Raw genomic sequence first — 21473 nt, forward strand, 5'->3', positions numbered from 1 at the left:
ATTTTAGAGAAAATCAACAATAAAAAAAGGGTGTCTCGACTTTTCGGACACCCCCTTTTTTTAATTGAATTAAACCTTATCATTAATAACCTGGGTTCTGATCAGCATTTGACAATGCGGAATTGTTGTCGATTTCTTCCAATGGAAGGGGAAGCAGGACATACCTGGATTGCCAGTTAGGAATAGGTTCAGCCCCTAGCGTATTTTGCTTTCTCCATCTACGGATATCTCTGTTTCTTATCTGTTCCCCTGCCAATTCAACCCTTCTTTCGTGCTGGATTGCTGTTCTCATCTGTGCTTGGTTGGAAACAGGATACTTGGCGGTTGGATAGGGTGGCATATTGACATCTGCCCTCGCCCTTACCTGATTGATATATGGCAGTGCAGCTGCAGGGCCATTCAATTCATTTTCTACCTCTGCCATCATCAGAAGTACATCAGCATATCTGATTACTCTAAAGTTGATACCTGACTGTACATTTTCAGATTCCCTTTTGTAGATAGTCTGATATTTTCTCCAACTTGCTCTAGCTGTATTTCCCTGAACTTTATCTGCACTTAAAACAGAATTACCTCTGTTATAAAGGTCACCAATTTGATAAAAATTATACCCAATTCTGGGATCGTCTTTTTCCGCTCCATTAGATACCCTTTCATATTCATTGAATAAGGAAAGACTGGGGATTACGTTTCTCCATGCTGTAGGGCCATATTCTTGACCTCTGAAGGTTACTTCGGCAATTCCATTTCCATCAGCGTTCCAAGCGCCAGCTGCCCCAAATGCTTCAGAGAACTGTATTTCCCAAATAGATTCTGCATTGTTCTCGGTTTCTTCTTCGAAGTTGTCCAAATACCTGTCAACCAGTCTATATTGGCCCGAACTGATGATTTCCTGCAAGTAGGGTCTTGCTTGTGCAAACTCCCCTCTGAAAAGATGAACCTTTGCTGCCAAAGCCTGTGCCGCACCTTTACTTGCTCTTCCAACATCCGCACCGCTGTATGCACTTTTGTTGGGTAGTTTGCTAATGGCATCGGCCAGATCACTTAAAATAAGAGCATAAACTTCATTTTCAGGTACTCTTGGGTTTCCGTTAGGGGAAGTTGCTGAATTGGTCATCACCGGAACACCTCCCCAAAGTGTCACCAATTCATAGTATGCCAAAGCCCTCAAAAAACGGGCTTCGCCAATAACCCTGTTTCTTAAGGCATCGGTTATTTCCTGAGTTGGTCTGTCGGCATTTTCCAATACCAGATTGGCTCTGTGAATTACCCTATACCAACCTCTCCAGTTGGCCGCTACCAGTGGGTTTGACGCGTCAAAAACGTGGTTCAGTATTTGTGCCCTTTGAGCTTCCAATTGTGGTCCACCTGTATCGCAATCATCAGACAGCAAGTCCTGAAGAAAGAAATATTCCCTATTGTATAGATTGTTTGCCTGTAAAGCAGCATAGACCGAGTTCACTGCAGCTACCAACTGGGGCCCGGTTCTGTAAAAGGTTTCAACCGAAAGCTGATTGGGGTTTATTGGATTTAATTTTTCCTCATCGCAGGCCACAACTCCGATCAATATCAATGCCGCGGTTAAGATTTTTTTGGTTTTCATATACTTTTATTTATGATATTGAGGTTTTTAGAATGTAAACTGAATTCCGCCGATAAAGGATCTGGCAGCAGGGAATTGGCCATAATCAATACCTGTTCCCAATGAAGCATTGATCCCTGTTCTTACAGCAATTTCAGGGTCATATCCTGAGTAATTGGTAAAAGTCAAAGGATTTTGTGTCAGGAAATACACCCTAACTTTGGATACATAACCATTGGTCCATGATGAGATGGCATTAGAAGGGATGGTATATCCTAGGATAATGTTTTTGACCCTCATGTAAGAACCATCTTCTACAAACCTGGAACTGGCCCTCGCATTTCTGTTAGGATCACCTGATACAGCTCTTGGTACATTGGTATTGGTATTGGTAGGAGTCCATCTGTCCAAAACTACGGTAGAGGCATTGAATAATCTGGTCATTCCTTCGGTATGGAATCTCAGGTTGTTAAAAATTTCATTTCCCTGCACCCCTTGTAGGAACATATTGAAATCAAAGTTTTTATAGTTGGCAGAGAAATTGAGACCGTAGGTAAAATCTGGCAAATAATGGCCAAGGAAGGTCCTGTCATTGGCATCGATTACACCATCTCCGTTGATGTCTCTAAACCGGATATCCCCAGGTCTGGAATTTGGCTGACCGGGAACTGTTTCTCCTTGTTGTATAATCCCATCTGCTATCCAGCCATAGAAGTAGGCAATTGGTCTTCCTTCTTCTGTAAAGGTCAATGGGTCTCCTTGGAAACCAGGTCCAAAAATGGTTCTGCCGGTTCCCAATGAAACCAGTTCGTTATTGACAAATCCAATGTTTCCATCAATAGAGAACTGGAAGTCTCCTGTATATTTTCTATATCCAAGTGTTAATTCTACCCCTCTGTTTTGAACAGTTCCCACATTGGCCACAGGGGCTCCGTCAAAACCCAAGGAAGGAGGGATCGGTACACCAAGAATCATTCCTTCGGTTCTGTTATCAAACCACTCAAAAGACACATTGAATTTGTCATTGAATAAGCCCAGGTCGACCCCTATGTTCTTCATTTTGGTAGTCTCCCATCTCAGGTCTGCGTTTGCCAATGCTGTGATAGTTCCTCCGCCCTGCAAACTGCCATCAAAGTTGTAGAACATATTGCTGTTGATGGTCCCTTGGTAAACATAATCACCGATTCTGTCATTACCGGTTTCGCCATAACTGGCCCTAAGTTTCAAATCGCTCACCGCGGTCAGTGATTTCATGAAACTTTCTTCACTCAATCTCCAACCCGCAGAAATGGAAGGGAAAGTTCCCCATTTGTAGTTTGGTCCAAATCTGGATCCACCATCCCGTCGAACTGATGCACTGAACAAATATTTTTGGTTGAAATCATAGTTGATCCTTCCAATGTAGGAGATCAGTGCATATTCGATCAAATTACTTGAAGTAGTCTGGTTTTGTACACCTTGAAGTACGCGAACTTCATTGGTTAGGCTGTTTTCACCGGCACCGGTTAAGCTTGTATTCTTAAATGTTTGCTGTTCAATTACCCCCAACACATCAAAGTTGTGTTTTCCAATGGTTCTTTGATATGAAAATTGGTTGCTAAAAAGAGGGGAAACAAAATTTGATTTTGTCTGCTGGATGGTCGCAAAAGGTTGGTTGTTGAAATCACCGGCAAAAAATCTCGGTGTATACTGATCATTGGTGCCTAAACCAATATCCATCCCCACCAAAAACCTGTATTTGAAGCCTTCAAAAGGTCTGACATCGAAATAGGCTGTACCTAAGATTTTGTAATCCTGCTGTCTATTGGTTCTTAATACCGCGTTGAGAACAGGGTTTTCCGGATCAGAACCATCCACACGGTCAGGAGACCTGAATCCTCCTAAGCGGCTTGGATCTCTTACCGGGATGTAAGGAACTTGTTTTACCATATGTTCCAACTGGCTTCTGCCACCTGTGAAGGGCTCATTGTTCCTGTCAGAATAGGATACAGTTAATGTCTGTCCAAAACTCACAAACTTATTAATTTTGAAGTCTGTGTTGGCCCTGAAAGAAACCCTTTCAAAATCAGTTCCCAACATGATCCCTTCTTGGGCAAAATAACCAAAACCAACATTGTACAAAGCATTTTCATTTCCTCCGCTTATGGTTAGGTTGTGGTCCTGGATCGGAGCTGTCCTGAACATTTCACTTTGCCAATCTGTTTCCACATTGGCAAGCTCACCCAAATTGTCAAATCTTTGCGGAACAGGTTGGTTTCCATTGGCCAGTAACTCCCTGCCAAAAGCAATGTACTGGTCCCTGTTTAATAGGTCTAATTTTCTCCAAGCTTGCTGGATTCCCACATAAGAATCAAGATTTACCTGCATTTTGCCTGCCTTACCTTTTTTGGTGGTGACAAGAATTACACCATTGGCCGCTCTGGAACCATAAATCGCTGCCGCAGAGGCATCTTTCAAAACCTCTATGGATTCAATATCGGCCGGGTTGATCTGGTTAAGTCCACCTGCAGGTACGCCATCGATTACAAACAAAGGGTCATTATTTCCAACAGTTCCAATACCCCTTACCCTAACTATAGGATCAGCACCTGGGGCACCTGCATTGGTGACCTGAACACCGGCAGCCCTTCCTTGAATGGCAGATGCAAGGTTTGGTACGGGTAGGGCTCTGATTTCCTGGGATCCAATGGAAGAAATTGCACCCGTCACTTTGGCCCTTTCCTGAGTACCATATCCTACTACTATCACCTCGGAAAGAGAGGAAAGGTCTTGCTCAAGCAGTACATTGATAGTAGATGAGTTGCCGACACGGATTTCTTGTTGCTTGTATCCAATAAAGGAAAAGACCAAAACTGCATTTTGATCCGGCACATTGATGGAATATCTTCCATCAATATCGGTCGCTGTTCCTAAGGTGGTTCCTTTCACCAGGATATTCACTCCAGGCATTGTTTCTGCACCATCAGATGAAGTAACTGTTCCAGTGACCCGAATTCCTTGAGCAAGCAAATTGCCCTGAATGAAAAAGATCAATAGAAGCAGGAAAATTAATCCCCTATTCGCAATTTTTTGAGATGGAGGATTGGCTTGTTTTAGGTAAATTGTTTTTGACATAGAAATTGGTTTCTTTATTGATTGGGTTAAACGAATTCAATCCATTCTTTAGGATTTGTCCCTTGATATAGAGTAAGGTTTCGGTTTCAAGTCTCTTAAAGATTCTTGTTTTACCGTTAAGATCCTAAGGAATAGGAAAAACATTTTTTAAAAACTTTAAAAAATAAAAATTCTGTAGGGGAAAAGTATCCTGTACTATCATGCATGGCTTAGGCTGATTCCAGACAATATTTGTAAAAAAAAAACAAAAAAGTATTTGGTATATTTAAAAACAACAAAGCCGTGCAGCTTCTTTGCTACAATTGATCCTTTTTTGGAATTACTTTCTTTTTTAATCGGCTGAAATTAACAGGTAGAACAGGTAAGTACGGGTAAGAATTTTAATTGGCGGTGTTTATCTTTGAAGAGAGTCATAAGCCCAGAGACCTATGCATAATCTTTTTTCAGTATTAAAATTGGCTATTTTATTAGGACTAATTCCTTTACTTTGTTCTTTTTCATCAGAAAAGCCAATTGCCAAACCTAATATCGTTTGGTTTGTCAGTGAGGATAACGCGCCTTATTTGGGAGTTTATGGTAATCCTTATGTCCATACCCCAAATTTGGACAAGTTTGCTGCCTCATCTGTTTTATACGAAAACGCATTTTCCAATGCGCCTGTTTGTGCCCCTTCAAGATCTGGGATCATTACCGGGGTATTGCCGGTAAGCATGGGGACACAGCATATGCGGTCTGAAGTTAAAATTGATGATCAGATTAGATTTTTTACGTCTTTGTTGCAGGAAAATGGGTATTATACTACGCTAAGAAGGAAAAGGGATTATAATATTGTCAGAGATGATTTATCCTGGGATGATGATGATTGGTGGGATAAGGAAGACGCTTTGAATGGAAGAAAAGAAAATCAGCCTTTTTTTCTTTTTTACAATACCTTCATGACGCATGAGGATAAACTTCACGGACCACAGAAGATTGAAGAGTATTTTCAGGCAACTTTTTCAAGATTAGGAAAAAGAGCAGTTGACAGTTTAAGACAAACTATTCACGTCATTGACCCTGATAAAATTTCTGTTCCCGAATATTTACCGGATATTCCTGAAGTAAGGAAAGACCTGGCGCATTATTACCAATGCATGGAAATGATGGACCTGGAATTCAAGTTGTTCCTTGATTATTTGAAGTCAATAGGTGAGCTTGAAAATACCATAGTCATTTATGCTTCAGACCATGGCGGAGTAATGGGCAGGAGCAAACGGTTTGCTTTTGAGACGGGGTTAAAAGTCCCTTTAATGATCAGGTTCCCAGAAAAATACCAACATATGGCGCCTTACCCTTCCGGAAGCAGGGTATCGGATTTGGTTACTTTTTTGGATCTTACGCCCAGTATATTGAGTATGGCTGGTGTGCCGGTTCCGGAATTTATGCAGGGAAGTCCGCTTTTTGTAAAAGAGAATCAGGAGCCAAATGAATTTGTGTTTGGGTTTAGGGACCGAATGGATGAAGCCTATGACCAAGTCAGGATTGTAAGAAATAAAAAGTACCGTTACATTCAAAGCTACATGCCCCAAAGGATCTATGGCCAGCATATTGACTATCTGTGGAAGGCTCCCCATGTCCCCGCATGGGAAAATTTAAATGCTGAGGGATTGACGGATAACATTACAGGACAGTTTTGGAAACCGAAGCCTTCAGAATCATTGTATGATGTAGAAAATGACCCTTTTGAGACAAAAAACCTGGCCTCAGACCCGAGATATGCTTCAGTTGTAGAGGAAATGCGTTACCTAACAATGGAGTATTTGAAAAGTATTGGAGATCTAGGCTTTGTTCCTGAAGGGATTTTGTGGGAGAATTACCAACAGAAAGGTTTGATTTACCAGAAACAATTTTCTAAAGAAATTTTAGACCGATTGATTGAAATGGCATTTCAAGCTGTCAATAACCCAAGTCAAGAACTTGCTAAGCAACTTTCTTTTGATGAAAATCCGGCTTTTCGTTTTTGGGGGGCCATGGCATACCTACAAAATGGAGAAATGACACCAGAAATCTATAAAGATTTGATGGAACTTTCTAAGGATGAAAGAGGAGATGTAAGGGTGATGGCAGCAGAAAGTCTTTACCTTTTGGGAAAGGAATCAGATGCTTCCGTAATTCTGGAGAAAGAGTTCTCTTCGGAAAATCCATTTGTAATTATCAGGGCGTTAGGTGTCCTCATTAGTTTAAATATGGACAGTAAGCGCTTTGGACAAAGATTGATAGCGCTAAGTGAAAGGAGGTTTGTTCAGGGAGAAGAGTACATTAGAAAACAAGTTGCTTATTTGATAAACAATAATATCAAGCATGTTGGAACCATTAGCTCATCTGAATAAAAGGGGAAAAACAAGGGGTTTTATTCTTTTTTCGCTAATTCTTATTTTTTCAGTATGGCCTGATTTGTTGATGTCTCAAGAAATTCATTGGATCAGACCAGAGGGGGGTGAGCGGAATGAGTATGTATTTTTCAGGAAGGTTTTCGATTTAAAAGATGAGGCCAAAAAAGCTCAACTTCACCTTTACGTAGATTCCAGATATGCTTTGTATGTGAATGGACATTATTTGGGATTCGGTCCGGTAAGGTCGTATCATGCCAATCCATACTTTGATACTCATGACATTAAACCTTTTTTAAAAATTGGTGTGAATGTAATAGCTGTGCTTGCAATGAATAATGGGATGGAAACCTTTCAACTCTTTGACAATAAAGGAGGTGTTGCTTTTTGGGGAGAAATCATTACAGGTTCTGAAAAAATTGATTTGGGTATCCGGTCATGGAAGGCAAAAAAGTCAGCAGGATTTGATCAAAGTACCCCGAGGTTTTCTTTTGCAAAAGGACCAATTGAGAGTTGGGATTTACGGGATGATTCTGGTTGGAATTTACCGGGAATTAATTTAGAGTCATGGATAACTCCCATTCCCGTGAATAACCAGTCCGATTGGGGGAAAATGCGTCCAAGACCAATTCCTTTTCTTACCAAAGACGAAATAAAAGCATTTAGGTTGATGGGAACTTACCCCCTCAAAAAGGAAGAAGATATTTTCACTTTTAGGGTATTGACACCTGATTTGGATATAGGACAGTATTCCATCGGCCGTCCTGCACTTGCTTATACCTATATTTATTCTCCCCAAAAGCAAAATGTAAATGCCGGGTTGTGGTGGGGAGAATATTTTTTGAATGGGATGAGAATAAATCCAAAACAAGTAGAAAAGACCTCTTATCACAGGCAAGAATTTGACCTTAACTTGAATCAGGGATGGAATGAGCTTTTGATAAAAAACAATATTATCTGGGGAACCTGGGACTTTTATCTTTCACTTCCTTCAAGCCTCGGGTTGTCGGTATCACCGTCTAAAAAAATAGATGACACAGAGTGGTTTCGGTCTTTTGTGCCGCTGGATCAAAAATTGGAACAACAAATAAGACAGTTTGATTTGGCTTTGGGATTGGATGCGGCGGTAAAGGCATTTCCAGATCGATGGAGATCACATAAAAAGGGTGAACCAACCAACCCTGCAAAAGATTTGGCATGGATGGAGCATGAAAGAAGCCTTCCACTCAGTTCCACAGGCGCTTTCAAAGAGCCTTTAAATTTTACAAAGGACCAATCAGAAGTTGTTCTGTTTTTTGATATGGGTGAAATACAGCTTGGGCAAATCTTTGTTGAAGGTAATTTTCCCGTAGGGACGATTATAGATATAGGTTTTTCGGAAGAGCTTAATAAAGATGGCCTGCCCTGGCTATACAAAAGGCATCAAATAGGGGCAGGTTTAAGATTCGTAACTGATGGTCTTCAAAAAAGATTTCAATCCTTCAAGCCCTATGGGGCCAGGTACCTAAAATTGATCATAAGGTCAGATGGCAGGTCTTTTTCTTTGGAAAATGTTGGGATGCTAAGACAAGTTTATCCTTTTCAAACTGTTGGATCATTTTCCTGTTCAGATCCTTTAATGGACCGAATATGGGAGGCCAGCTGGCGTACGCTTCAAATTTGTGCCGAGGATTCATACACAGATACGCCTTTTAGGGAAAGGGGGCTGTATGCCGGAGATATGATTCCACAAATAGCCATAACCCAAGCAGTGAGTGGAGATATGCGTTTGGCCAAACACTCCCTGAATCTCTTTCAGGATATGTACCGGTCTCAAATGTGGGAGGGGAAACCTATCCGGCATGAAGACTATATATTATCATCTTTGGTGGCTTTAGATGAATACGTAAAGCTAACCGGGGATTGGGATTTAGTAGGAGAACATTATAATAACTATAAATCACTTATCGGTCAATATCAATCCAGGTATGTCAATGGCTTAATAAAAATTGATGATGTTTTTATAGAATGGACTACGCTTTATAAAAGGGACGCTGCCATGACTGCCTATCAAGCCCTTTATTTTTATTCTTTGCAAAGATTGGCTGACTGGGCTGATCAGTTTGGATGGGAAGAGGATAAGAAAGCGTTCTTGGAAGAGGCTTCCAAAATCAAAAATAGCGTCTATTTAAATCTTTGGGATAAAGACAATCTTAATTATTTTGATGGTATAAAAGATGGTGAAATTTTAAAAGAAAAACACCTTACTTCAACCATTTGGCCGGTTTTGATGGGAGTGACAGATCCTCAATATCATCATTCCATAGTTTCTTGGCTAAAAGAAGAAATATTGGATATCGGTGAGGAAATCAGAAAGGAAAAAATTTCTCCTTACAGTGCCTTTTATCTTTTTTCCTTATTATATCGTTACGAAGAATCGTCGGCTGTGGAAAATTTTATCAGAAAGCATTGGGGGCCAATGGCACTTCATAATGACCGCCCTACAGTTTGGGAGAATTTTGATGTAGTCAAATCAGATATCGGTACTTCCAGCCACGCCTGGAGCGGACATCCTTTGTTTTTTATGGCCACCGAAACGCTCGGGGTTAATTTGGGATTTTTCAAAGATTTTGATCCAACAATTATTGAAATAAAACCTCAATCCGAAACATTGACATGGGCTAAAGGAATAGTAGTACATCCTCTTGGACATGTGGAAGTACATTGGAGAATAGAAGGGGATAACTTGTTTTTGAATTACAAAGCCCCCGAAGGGGCCAAAGTGATTGTAAACCCTAAGGGTAAACTAAGTAAACTCAACCTCATCATCAATCCGGAAAATTAAAGTTAAACATATGAAAAACAGTTTTCTATTTTGTGTGGTTTTGTTAATGATAGGTATTTTATCACTGATTTCTTGTCAGGGAAAAAAATCAGACGCAATTCCTAAAAAACAACCTAACATTGTATTCATATTAGCGGATGACCTGGGTTATGGAGATTTGGGATTTCTTGGTCAAAAGGTAATTGAAACCCCAAATCTTGACAGATTGGCGGCAGAAGGGATGTTTTTCTCGAATCATTATTCAGGAGCTACAGTTTGTGCTCCTTCACGCTCAGCGCTGATGACTGGACTACACACAGGGCATACTCCCATAAGGGGAAATTTTGAGATACAGCCGGAGGGACAGTACCCATTATCTGATACCTTGTTGACATTGCCCAAGCTTTTTCAGCGGGCAGGATATGCCACCGGGGCATTTGGAAAATGGGGTTTGGGATTTGTCGGAACAGAAGGCGATCCCAACAATCAAGGCTTTGACCAATTTTTCGGATATAATTGCCAGCGCATTGCCCATCGTTACTATCCCGAATACCTTTGGAAAAACAAAGAAAAGGTGTTTCTCCCCGGAAATGATTGGAAACAGAAAAGTACCTATGCACCTGATATTATTCATCAGGAATCTTTGAAATTTCTAGAAGAAAATTCCCACAAACCTTTTTTTATGTTTGTTCCCATGGTAATGCCCCATGCGGAATTAGCCATTCCAGAAGGGGATTTGTTGGATTATTATAGAAATAAAATAGGAGACGAGGAGCCACATCTGGCAAAGAAAGGATCTGACTACGGGGATGATCCTTTTGATATCCCGGGTTATCAATCCAATCCCTACCCCAGGGCGAGCTATGCAGCCATGGTAGCTTTATTGGACCGTCAGGTGGGGGAGATTATTAAAAAATTAGAGGATTTGGGTTTGATTGACAATACCATTATAATTTTTGCATCTGATAATGGCCCCCATGTCGAAGGCGGGAATGATCCTGATTATTTTGATAGCAATGGTATTTTCAGGGGATACAAAAGAGACCTTTACGAAGGGGGGATAAAAACACCTCTTATTGTCAAATGGCCTGGAATCATAAAAAAGGGAAGTACTTCTGAACATATTTCGGCTTTTTGGGATTTCTTGCCCACTTTTGCTGAAATTATTGGCCAAGAAGTCCCTCAAACTGTAGACGGTATTTCATTTCTGCCCACCCTAAAAGGCGAGTCCAACCAAAGAACCCATGAATACCTGTATTGGGAATTTCATGAACTCGGGGGGAGGCAGGCCATCAGAAAAGGTGATTGGAAAGCAGTGAAATATGGGGTAAAAAACAATCCGCAGGCAGCCATGGAATTGTATAATTTGAAGGAAGATCCTTCAGAATCCCAAAATATTGCGGATAGGTACCCGGATATCGCTCAGGAAATGACGGGCTTATTTAATCAAGCCCGTATTCCTAATCCTATTTTCAAGTTTTTCGAGTAGATTTTATTAAAAAAACATCTTTATGAAAAAGCTTTGGGGGATTTTCCCCCTTTTTCTTCTTTTGTCTTTTGTTGTCTCGGCACAAAGCTCCCAGGAAAAAAAACTACGGGAACTTGATTTGGCTTGGGAAAGAGCCCTACTGGAATCGGATGTGGCTTTTTTGGAAAATATCCTTGCTGAAGATTTTATTTGGGTACATAATCATGCCAGTTTGAAGGATGGAAAGACTGAGGTGGTGTCCAGAGCAAGAAGAATTCAACAGGGGCAAACGGACAATACCAAGGGAAGAACCTCAAAAGACCAAAAGGTCATCGTGATGGGGAAGACAGCGGTGGTGAGTGGACTTACCGTAGTGGACCGAGGACCAAGTCCTACTACTTATCATTTTATGAGGACTTATGTTCAGACAAGAAAAGGATATAAGCTTTTAGCCAATCATACCATGGCAATTCCTGATGAGGAGTTGTAGTCCTTAAAATTTTCTCGAAAGTTCTTCTTTCCACCAAAGTTTATTCTTTCAAGAAAAATACCCCCTTTTGTACTGAATTTTTAGCCCTTGGTCAAATTGTCATGCAGGGAAATCTTTTAGGATGCCCCATATTTCAAGTATATAGCCCTAATTAGGGTCTGCTGAAAAACTCATATCAACATTTTATTTAAAACCAGCCCAGATTTTATTCTGAGCTGGTTTTTCTGTTTTATATCATCTAAGATATTTTTAACACTATGTAATATTGCAGCTTTGAGGTCTTCCCATGCTGAAAAACCCAGCCAAAGGAGTGCCTCCCCGGCCAATTTGACCAGGTTGAGCACTAAGATGATGGAGGCTATCCACGATTGACTGGTATCTTTGAGCCTTGCCCTGACACGGTTCATTCCGTACCCGTTCTTTGCCTGACCGAATTTCCCTTCTATCGGGTTCCTCTCTCCGGGACTTACGTGGTTTTCCACTGCCTTGGCCGATGGCCTTCCCATTGGTTTGGCCGCCAGTTTTATCCCTTTTTCTTTCAGCCATTTCCTGTTCTCCCTGCTGCAGTACAGCTTGTCAGCAAGAACCTTTGCAGGGTAGAACCCAAACCTTTCCCGGTAATTTTCCACGTATTCTGTAAGCTGGGAACCCTCGTTGTAAGCATCCCATGATACCTTGTCCAGAAAGGAGTAACCGTCAACCATGCTCAAGTGGATCTTGGCCCCGAATTCCGTCTTTGCCCTGGCTTTTCCCCGCACGATTGGGCGGACATGGGGCTCGTGGATACTCACTATCCTGTCATCTACCTGATGGGTCTTGTCTTTATACATTCCGAGCTGCTGCATGTAAAGCGTCTGGATGATCCAGTATTGGCGCTGTAGCTTGTGTTCAAGGGGGAAGCTCTCGAAGCCATCGAGCTGCTTTTCTATCGTTTTGAAGTTTCTTCTGAGATATTCTAGCTGGGCCTTTATCCCCTTCCTGATGGTTTTCTTTGAAGGGTTCTTGTTCTGGGCTACTTTCAGGTAGGTTTTCCTCGCTTTCTCCCGGTAAGTCCTGGGCTTTTTGCCTACACGGTTTTTGTAATGGAGTTCATCTATGATTTCCTCTGATATTTCCCTGGCCTTGTTGAGCAGTCCTATATCGGTGGGATAAGCAATATCCTGCGGGCAGACAGTGGCATCGAAGATGACCTCACCCTTGTGGCTTACTCCTTCTCCTCCCGACGGGCCGTTGTCCTTTTTATCTTTGTCCGGGTTTGAAGCTGACCTTTCCATCGAAAAGCCGTGTATTTTTTCATTCATCTCCGCGATAAGCTCCTCACTCAGCCGCTTTCTGATATCCACAAACAGGGAAGGGTCAAAAGGGGCTTCTTTGGTGTAGGAACTGTAGCCAAGAAAATACTGTAAATACATATTCTCCGTAATCTGGGCAACTGTCTCTCTGTCATCAAGATTGAGAATATGCTTGATGATCACTGCCCCGATCAGTATGCGTGGATTCAGTGATGGACGGCCGGTCTGCCTCACAGGATTATGTTTGAGAAACAGTCCAACGAGTTCATCCCAGGGAATCTGATTGCTGAGAACAACCCAGCGATTGTCGGGATCAAGCTGGTTATAAAATGGAGTCTCAAAACCCACTAATGTTAGCTGACTGGGACTGATGTATTCACTGCGTGGTGCACGCCTTTTGGTGGTCTTTGCCATAATACCTTGCACTTGTACTCCCTGAAAATCAGAAAAAATCCCCGAAATTCCGAACTGTTGCAAGGTTTTATACTTTATCAGCAGACCCTAATTAGCCGGAAGTGAGGGTTATCTATAATTCCGATCAATTTTGGTGCTTTGCCTATCCATGGCCCAGAAGGGTGCGTGAACCTTTGCAGTATTACCTTTCAGGAGAATTTTTCAAGGAGTACATTTTATTTGAGAGGGGCCCTTTGATGGCCGCCTATTATACCTGGGGTGATGGCCGACAGATTGACAATGACCCTGAGCATGACCATGGCGATATGGAGGTCATGTCCAAATATAGAAGGAATCAATATGATTTTATCTCAGAAGGGGATTCTCCGGCTTATTTTTACTTATTGGACGTTGGATTAAGAAGTCATGAGGATCCAAGCTACGGAGGTTGGGGAGGAAGATTCATCCAATCTAATGAAAATCCCAAGCGATGGGAAGATGGGCAGCAGGTGACAGACTTTAATCCATACACCCAACAAGATGATCCCACTTTCCCGCAAACGCGATGGATCAAAGACTTTTTCGTAAAAAGCCATGGCTCTTTCCATATTAATGACCGGTATTTCGAACCAGCTTACAGTCACATGATTCTTCATCGTGAATTGGGTTTAGAGAATAAATTTAAGTAGATTCAGCAGGATAACCTGAATTAGACATTATTTAAATTCATGAAAGAAAATTTATTAAACAACAGAAGGGGATTTATCAAAACTGCATCCATAACTGCTTTAGGATTAAGTGTTTTAGGAGGTCAAAATCTGGCAATAGCTTCAAAGCAAAAGGGAAAAAGAGTCGGAATCATCGGATTGGACACGTCTCACAGTATTGCCTTTACCAAAGTCTTGAATGGACATCAGTTGTCAGGAGAATATTTGGGTTACCATGTGGTGGCAGCTTATCCCTATGGAAGTAGGGATATCCCTTCCAGTAGGGACCGGATTCCAGGATATACAGAAGAAATTCAGAAAATGGGTGTCAAAGTGGTAGGATCGATTGCAGATCTACTACAACAAGTGGATGTGGTTTTATTGGAAACCAATGATGGCAAACTACACCTGGAGCAGGCGATGGAGGTTTTTAAAGCAGGCAAAAGGATGTTTATTGACAAGCCTATCACCGCTTCTTACGCGGATGCGGTCAAGATATTTGAAGCCTCGGAGAAATTTGGGATTCCCGTATTTTCATCTTCCTCTTTACGTTATGTTAAAGGAATAGAAGGTATTGAAAAAAACAAAGTGCTGGGTGCGGATACGTTTAGCCCTGCGACCATTGAACCTTCCCACCCGGATCTATATTGGTATGGGATTCATGGGGTGGAAACATTATATACGGTCATGGGTACAGGCTGTGAATCCCTGGTGCGGATCAGTACAGAAAATACAGATGTGGTAGTTGGTACATGGAAGGATGGAAGGATAGGGACTTTTCGGGGAACCCGAACTGGGGTGCATGATTATGGAGGAACTGTATTCACTACCGAAAAAAATATTGTCTTAGGGCCTTATTCCGGCTATGAGCCTTTGTTACTGGAAATCGTGAAATACTTCGAAACAGGCAATGTTCCTGTTCAGCCTGAGGAAACACTCGAAATCCTGGCATTCATGGAGGCAACGGATGAAAGTAAAAAATCAGGAGGGAAAAGGGTGTTTTTGGATGAGGTAAAGAAGAGAAATTGGTCAAGGAATTAAACCTTCCTTGACCAATTTTCTTTCCATCTCTTGAATTCGGACAGAGAAACCCTGAACCGGGCGAAATTGCCCTCATTGAGTACAAGTAGGTCACCTTCCACCATTTCCCTGAATCTATCTCTGTCTTCTTTTGGAAGATGATTTGCTGTAGATAGAATCAGTTGACTGCCTTCATTTGGGTTTAAGTTTTCTGAAACAATCTTCATAATCAGCTTTTTAATATCATCCCGGTATTTGGTTCGGAAGGGATCAGGCTCACTGATTGTCTGTCTTATGGCCGCATAGCGGACAGCGGATTTTTCGTAAGCCCACATAAACACATCCTTCAACAAATCGACTTGATTCAATTCATATACCCCAAGAATCCCTTGAGTATAAATCGTGCTGGGAACTTCCACAAAGGAAATTGGGGAAAGGTTGCTTTTGATCAAGGGTATATTGGCCGCCAACCTTGAAGTCCTCTTATTGACATCATCAAATGGCTGCAAATAGGGTAAATGCACCATCATAAAGAATGCCTGTTCGAAAGGATTCCTGATTTCCATGACTTTTTTTAGGAGTAACTCAAATTGGGCCACTATCAATTGGGGTATGGAAAGTGGCGTATAAGCTGACTGGAAGATACCGACAGGCATTGACCTTAACCTTCCCAAAGATGCCTGTTCCTTCATGAGGTTTTCCGCAAGTAGTGCATGAATGTTCAACAAGATATAAGGCTTAAAGTCCAACTCCTCCCCTAAATCCACTAAAAACTCAATAGCATCTTTGTGGTTGATGATCATTTGCGCCTCTTCTAAGGACTTGCCCTCAGCAGATTCACCCAATTCAAGCAGCCTCTGAGTGTCCAACAAAGAATAGGTGTTACCTTCCAACCTGCTGGAGTTCCAAGAAAGGTCAATCAACAGTCGGTTAAGGATTTCTCTGGCATGCGTACCTGCAGGCTGATTCTGACTATTGGTATATCCCAGTAAAGTCAGCTTATGGATGTCTTCATCTGAAAGGTAAGCATCTATATTGGGTCTATAGGAATCTAAAAACTCCACATTGTAGCCAACTTTTTTCCTATCCGATAGGGGATTTGAAAGGTAAGAAATGATTTTTTCACTTTCTTTGGAAATAGAAAAACCTTCTCTTTTGGGCCGTATCAACTTTTCCTGTTCACTTTCTCTGACCAAATGATCTGAATAAGATAAATGGTATCTGGTGGATTTTGAGCCTCCGGTTGTGAAAATAATTCCTTCCTCTTTTAGTTTTTTAAGCCTACGCTGCAAGGTTCTCAATTCCAGATTAAGCCCACAGCCACTCATGATGTCCTCAATGGAGGCACCATATGTGTTTTTTGCGATCACATTTTTGATAGCAGGAAGCTCATCTTTTAAGGTGGGATTAACCATTGTCGTAAGTAATCTTAATTACGACAAATTTACATCATTATTTGTGTCAAAAAAAATTTTCACGACATTTTTTAAATTTCACGACAAAAAACAAAACCTCTTAAATGCCAAGAGGAACACTTATCTGTTTATTGAAATTTATCCCTCATGTTTGATGACCTTTTCACAATACCGTCCTAAATAAAATATGAGAGGTCTGGTTTTTTGCCCAAAATAGCTATTTTGGGTTTGCACCAAAAAACATAAACCTCCCATGAGTAATATTACATTGTTTTCTCAGATTATTAAAAAAATCGAGCGTTCAATTTTCAAGAAACTGGTTGAAGAGAAGCAAACGGACAAGGGCTGCAAAGGCTTTGACAGCTGGACGCATTTGGTTTCCATGCTTTTTTGCCATTTTGCCAAAAGTACTTCTGTAAGGGATATTTCAAACGGCCTGCGTTCGGCCACGGGGAACCTCAACCATCTGGGGATTGCCAAGGCACCATCCAAGTCCAGTATCAGTTATCAGAACAAGCGCAGGGACTCTGACCTGTTCAAGGAGCTGTATTACGGGCTTCTGAAGCATTTAGGACAGCAGGCGTCCCTGAGCAGGGTAAAACTACGGATCAAGGCTCCCGTCTATCTGCTCGACTCCACGGTGGTAAGTCTTTGCCTTTCGATGTTTGACTGGGCAACCTTCAGGACCAAAAAGGGTGCTGTAAAGATGCATACGCTTCTGGACTATGACGGGAAACTCCCTGTTTATGTGAATATTACAGAAGGAAGTATGGCAGACAATAAAGGCGCTTATGATATTCCTTTGGAGAAAGGATCCGTTATAGTGGCGGACCGCTATTACAATGACTTTCCGATGCTCAACATTTGGGACAGCAAGGGGGTCTTTTTCGTCATAAGGCACAAGGATAACCTTAAGTTCAGCACAATCAATGAACGTCGACTCCCTGAAAATACTGCACAGGAAGTACTGATAGACGAAGAAATTGAACTGGTAAACCCGCAGTCAAAAGTGAAGTACCCCGGAAAACTCAGAAGAGTGGCTGTATGGGACGAAAAAAACCGACAGACCGTCGAACTGATTACCAATAACTTCAAATGGTCAGCAAAGACAATCGGTGATCTTTACCGGTGCCGATGGGAGATTGAGATCTTCTTCAGGGACATCAAGCAGTTACTCCATATCAAAACCTTTATCGGAACATCGAAAAATGCCGTGATGATCCAGATATGGACCGCGCTGATCACCATTCTGCTCCTAAAAGTGATGAAGGCAACCGCTAAATTCGGATGGCATCTGTCCAATCTGGTTGCATTTATCAGACTGAACATATTCGTTAAAATAGAGCTGCAAAAGTGGCTGGACAAACCCTTTGAAGACCATGAAAAACCTCCTCAAAAAAGCCAACAGGGGGTTCTATTTCCGGATTACAGATAAAATCACAATAGAAATTGCAGAAACACAGCTAAACATCTGTCTTGTAAATTATTTAGGACAGCATTGACCTTTTCAACTTTGATGGATGTTCCATTTTCCACCCGAAATGTAATCCAGTCATTTTTTGACATCAAACCTGCAAAAGATAAAGGGATTTTGGATGCCATTTTCCAGGCTTCTGGGAGTTCAAGGATTTCTTCCTTTACCAAATATTCTACTCCTTCTATTAAACTCCTGGCGGCGCCTGCCAGAAGTCCTTTTCCATATTTCATGGCCAGACGGCCAGTTTCTTCCAAAATAATTTCTTCTCCAATTGGGCTTTGGTATATGCCAGGTTCCATGCCACAGAACTTGGTGCTGTCGCTGATCAAAAAGGCTTTCTCTCCTTTTACCTTTAGGACAACCTTCAAAAATGATGGATCCAGATGAAACCCATCGGCAATCAGACTGGCATACAATGCCTCATTGGCCAATTGATCCCATAGGATATTGGGATGTCTGGGAAGCATCAAAGGAACGGCATTGCCCAAATGGGTGGAGAGGGATGCCCCGGATTTTACGGCAAGCGCAATATCTCTGGAAGCAGCATTTGAATGTCCGATGGCAATGAGGATGTTTTCTTCAACGCATTTTTTGATCAAGACTTCCGCTCCTTCCAGCTCAGGAGCCAAGGTGATCAGTTTAATACGTCCACCACTTTCTTTTTGGAGTTTTTCCACCAATTCCCAAGAAGGTTTTTGTATGTATTTTTCAGGATGGGCGCCTTTGGCTCCTTCTAAGGAAGAGATAAAAGGGCCTTCCAGGTGAATGCCTAAAATACAGGAATTGACCAAGTCATCCTTTTGGCAGGCAAGATTGATTATTGACAGATTCTCTTCTAAAATTAGGGGATCATTGGTTATCAGGGTTGGAAAGAATCCCGTCACCCCTTTGGCCAATAAGGCATCCACTGCTTTTCGGATGTTTTCTTGATTAAGTCCGCTTTCATTGAAATCAATTCCCGCTACACCGTTGACCTGAAGGTCTATCAGCCCTGGTCCACAATAGGGAATAGGCAGCTTGCTATTTTCAGGAACATTAATGGCTGTAGGCCGGATGCCAGATAGATCATCCAAAATGCAAAGTTTTCCAGAGAGAACATCCCTTGCAAACATATCTTCCTGTGCTGTCCATGGCTGAACCTGGGGGAGGGCGTCTTTGTCGGTAAACAAATGGCAGTTCCAATGACCTCTCAAAATTGAAGCCGGGCAATGTTCTCCCAACGGCCCGTAAAGTGTTTGATGGACTGCCTCTTTTTTCTGTGGCCCGGGAACCACACAACAGATACAATCCGCATTCAATAAAGCAGGAACCGTCAATGTTATAGCATGGGTCGGGACAGCCGATAAGCTATCAAAACAAGCGTCATTTACCTGTTGCTGTCTGCAAACTTCATCCAGTTCCACCACCTTTACCCATTTGTCATCATTAAAATCTGCAACTGGGGGGTCGTTAAAAGCAATATGTCCGTTTTCACCAATGCCCATACAGACTATATCTATCCTTTTTTCCTGCAATAATGCGGCATACCTTTCACATTCTTCTTCAACGGTATTATTTCCGTCAATCAGATGCACCTTTTTCAGAGGAACATGGTCAAACAATGTTGCTTTCAAAAAATTAGAGAACAAAGCGGGATGAGAAGGTTCAAGTCCCAGGTATTCATCCATATGGAAGGCGACCACCCTTCCCCAGGGGATTTTTGAAGTGCTCCTGAGATAACTCAAAAACTCATTTTGCGAGGGTGCAGCGGCAAAAACTATCCGTATTTCATCTTTTTGTCCGGCGAGTTCGAGGATTTTCTTCTCAACCCAGCTTCCTGCAGCTTTTCCCATCTCTGCTCTGCTTTGAAATACTTGGACCTGCATGAATTTTTAATTTTGATACAATAGAGAAAACATCTGGCTTACTTTTTCCGGGATTTTTCTTTGTGAAAGAAGGCCTACTGTCACATAAGTGATGAAAGACATCATTAAAGGCAGGCTGACTTGCAGGGCAAGACTTCCAATTTCTACATTTTTTGTAAAGATAAATGCCATTAAGCCGGCAAGAATAGAAGTGATGGCTGCAGCAGGACCGCACTTCCGAAAAGTGGGAATCAAGCCCAATAGTAATGGTACGGCGATTGGGCCAACCAAGGCACCAAACCAGGAGATGATCAATCCTAAAACTCCTCCAAAATATTCATATTGCAAGGCCACCAAAATGGTCATCGACGTAAATATAAAGGTGACCGTTCTGGCGATTTTAAGAGAATCAGGATGGATTTTTCGCGAAATGTTGGGAAGAATGTCCCTGCTTATGACTGCCGCAATGGTATTGATGTCAGAAGAAGTCATGGACATGGTATTGGCAAATAGGGAAGCGATGACCAATCCTACCAAACCGGAAGGTAACAGGAGTAAAGTAAGTTCTCCATAAGATTGACTTGGGTCACTCAAGTCCGGTAAGAGTACCGGGGCAGCCCACATGGGCAAGAAAAGGATCAAAGGCCAGATCAGGTAAAGCCAACCTGATAATTTAGCGGCTTTTACCACTTGCTGTTCAGATGGGCTGGATATGTATCTGGTAGCCAAGTTCCATTGTCCCCCATTATAGGATAAGAAGTTGATAAATAGGAAAGCCAGTGCAAATCCAACCGTATAGGGTTCATGGAAAACTTGACTGTTGCCTTCAGGCAGTTTTTGCCAAAGGCTGCTGAGTGTTGACATGCCGTCAAGATGCATGAGGACTGCGATAAACATCACTCCTCCAGCCAACAGCTGCACGATAAATTGGGCAAAATCCGTTATGACTACAGCCCATAATCCTCCAAAAGTGATATAAAGCAATGAAATTCCCCCAGAAACCAAAATTCCCACAGGCAAGCTGATTCCGGTAAATACATTCAACAAAATGGCGATGGAGGCCCACTTGGCGCCTATATCGAATAATTTGAGCAAGACCCCTGACCAGGCCATCAATTGCTGTGTGAAAAGATTGTACCTGATTTTCAAAAATTCCAAGGGAGATTGGATATGGAAAACTTTCCGCAGTTTCATCCAAAGTACAGGGAATTTTTTGGCGCTCACCAGAATGCCAATACCTATGGTGAATGCCCACCAGAAATAGACTGAAATACCATGGGTGTACGCCAAAGCCGCATAGGCAACAAATACAGCTCCACTGTAACCAGAAACGTGGTGCGATATCCCTGAGACCCACCAGGGAAGGTTTCCCCCTGCCACAAAATAGTCTTCTGAATTCTTATTTCTGAAATAGGCATAGATCCCAATGGCCAGCATCAGGAGAAAAAAGAGACCAATGATAATCAGGTCTAGGTTGCTCAGCTTCATAAGGCAGTTAG

Annotated in this window: 13 protein-coding genes; 7 read left to right on the forward strand and 6 right to left on the reverse strand. The window is 42.0% G+C overall.

The annotated features are described in order from the left end of the window. Positions 1–82: 82 nt before the first annotated feature. Both BC751_RS10210 and BC751_RS10215 read right to left on the reverse strand, forming a co-directional pair. The gene (locus tag BC751_RS10210; RefSeq protein WP_130275441.1) at positions 83–1603 is read right to left on the reverse strand and encodes a RagB/SusD family nutrient uptake outer membrane protein; all 1521 of its coding nucleotides are present in this window, start codon (positions 1601–1603) and stop codon (positions 83–85) included. A gap of 27 nt (positions 1604–1630) precedes the next feature. Beyond that, positions 1631–4696: a SusC/RagA family TonB-linked outer membrane protein gene (locus BC751_RS10215; protein ID WP_130275442.1), complete on the reverse strand. Its 3066-nt coding sequence runs from the start codon at positions 4694–4696 to the stop codon at positions 1631–1633. Positions 4697–5124: 428 nt separating this feature from the next. Between BC751_RS10215 and BC751_RS10220 the strand changes: the two genes are divergently transcribed. The 4 genes from BC751_RS10220 to BC751_RS10235 all read left to right on the forward strand — a co-directional run bounded on the left by BC751_RS10220 (position 5125) and on the right by BC751_RS10235 (position 11826). Next, positions 5125–7065 (forward strand): sulfatase-like hydrolase/transferase, encoded by a 1941-nt coding sequence (locus BC751_RS10220; RefSeq protein ID WP_130275443.1) that lies wholly within the window; start codon positions 5125–5127, stop codon positions 7063–7065. A gap of 70 nt (positions 7066–7135) precedes the next feature. After that, complete coding sequence (locus BC751_RS10225) at positions 7136–9889, forward strand: alpha-L-rhamnosidase-related protein (RefSeq protein WP_165389824.1); 2754 nt, start codon at positions 7136–7138, stop codon at positions 9887–9889. Between the two features lie 10 nt (positions 9890–9899). Then, entirely contained in the window at positions 9900–11357 is a 1458-nt protein-coding gene (locus BC751_RS10230; protein WP_130275445.1) for an arylsulfatase, read from the forward strand. Between the two features lie 22 nt (positions 11358–11379). Next, entirely contained in the window at positions 11380–11826 is a 447-nt protein-coding gene (locus BC751_RS10235; RefSeq protein ID WP_130275446.1) for a nuclear transport factor 2 family protein, read from the forward strand. 170 nt (positions 11827–11996) lie between these two features. Here the strand turns inward: BC751_RS10235 and BC751_RS10240 are convergent, their stop codons facing one another. Beyond that, positions 11997–13595, reverse strand: a complete 1599-nt coding sequence (locus BC751_RS10240) for an IS5 family transposase (RefSeq protein WP_242617432.1) — start codon at positions 13593–13595, stop codon at positions 11997–11999. A 38-nt stretch (positions 13596–13633) separates the two neighbouring features. Here BC751_RS10240 and BC751_RS10245 point away from each other — a divergent pair, with 38 nt between their 5' ends. After that, positions 13634–14200, forward strand: coding sequence for a nucleoside hydrolase-like domain-containing protein (locus tag BC751_RS10245; RefSeq protein ID WP_207226869.1), 567 nt, complete (start codon positions 13634–13636; stop codon positions 14198–14200). Positions 14201–14239: 39 nt separating this feature from the next. Beyond that, positions 14240–15259, forward strand: a complete 1020-nt coding sequence (locus BC751_RS10255) for a Gfo/Idh/MocA family protein (protein WP_130275447.1) — start codon at positions 14240–14242, stop codon at positions 15257–15259. Here the strand turns inward: BC751_RS10255 and BC751_RS10260 are convergent. Next, positions 15256–16653 (reverse strand): Fic family protein, encoded by a 1398-nt coding sequence (locus BC751_RS10260; protein WP_130275448.1) that lies wholly within the window; start codon positions 16651–16653, stop codon positions 15256–15258. The two genes, BC751_RS10255 and BC751_RS10260, sit on opposite strands and share 4 nt — an antisense overlap. Before the next feature lie 253 nt (positions 16654–16906). On the opposite strand from BC751_RS10260, the gene BC751_RS10265 reads away from it, so the two are divergent. Further along, on the forward strand, positions 16907–18088 hold the full coding sequence (locus BC751_RS10265; RefSeq protein WP_130273808.1) for an IS4 family transposase: 1182 nt from the start codon (positions 16907–16909) through the stop codon (positions 18086–18088). Positions 18089–18090: 2 nt separating this feature from the next. Here the strand turns inward: BC751_RS10265 and BC751_RS10270 are convergent, their stop codons facing one another. Together BC751_RS10270 and BC751_RS10275 are read right to left on the reverse strand one after the other, a co-directional pair. Beyond that, positions 18091–19995 (reverse strand): 6-phosphogluconolactonase, encoded by a 1905-nt coding sequence (locus BC751_RS10270; protein ID WP_130275449.1) that lies wholly within the window; start codon positions 19993–19995, stop codon positions 18091–18093. A gap of 6 nt (positions 19996–20001) precedes the next feature. Then, positions 20002–21462 (reverse strand): sodium:solute symporter family protein, encoded by a 1461-nt coding sequence (locus BC751_RS10275; protein ID WP_130275450.1) that lies wholly within the window; start codon positions 21460–21462, stop codon positions 20002–20004. Between the last annotated feature and the right edge of the window lie 11 nt (positions 21463–21473).

It is taken from the genome of Cecembia calidifontis (assembly GCF_004216715.1).
GTDB lineage: Bacteria > Bacteroidota > Bacteroidia > Cytophagales > Cyclobacteriaceae > Cecembia_A > Cecembia_A calidifontis.

Bases quoted from the DNA above. Each gene is read 5' to 3' on its own strand.
- BC751_RS10275 (WP_130275450.1), bottom strand. From the start codon at position 21,462: ATGAAGCTGAGCAACCTAGACCTGATTATCATTGGTCTCTTTTTTCTC.
- BC751_RS10215 (WP_130275442.1), bottom strand. From the start codon at position 4,696: ATGTCAAAAACAATTTACCTAAAACAAGCCAATCCTCCATCTCAAAAA.
- BC751_RS10235 (WP_130275446.1), top strand. From the start codon at position 11,380: ATGAAAAAGCTTTGGGGGATTTTCCCCCTTTTTCTTCTTTTGTCTTTT.
- BC751_RS10255 (WP_130275447.1), top strand. From the start codon at position 14,240: ATGAAAGAAAATTTATTAAACAACAGAAGGGGATTTATCAAAACTGCA.
- BC751_RS10260 (WP_130275448.1), bottom strand. From the start codon at position 16,653: ATGGTTAATCCCACCTTAAAAGATGAGCTTCCTGCTATCAAAAATGTG.
- BC751_RS10270 (WP_130275449.1), bottom strand. From the start codon at position 19,995: ATGCAGGTCCAAGTATTTCAAAGCAGAGCAGAGATGGGAAAAGCTGCA.
- BC751_RS10225 (WP_165389824.1), top strand. From the start codon at position 7,136: ATGTCTCAAGAAATTCATTGGATCAGACCAGAGGGGGGTGAGCGGAAT.
- BC751_RS10210 (WP_130275441.1), bottom strand. From the start codon at position 1,603: ATGAAAACCAAAAAAATCTTAACCGCGGCATTGATATTGATCGGAGTT.
- BC751_RS10265 (WP_130273808.1), top strand. From the start codon at position 16,907: ATGAGTAATATTACATTGTTTTCTCAGATTATTAAAAAAATCGAGCGT.
- BC751_RS10220 (WP_130275443.1), top strand. From the start codon at position 5,125: ATGCATAATCTTTTTTCAGTATTAAAATTGGCTATTTTATTAGGACTA.
- BC751_RS10230 (WP_130275445.1), top strand. From the start codon at position 9,900: ATGAAAAACAGTTTTCTATTTTGTGTGGTTTTGTTAATGATAGGTATT.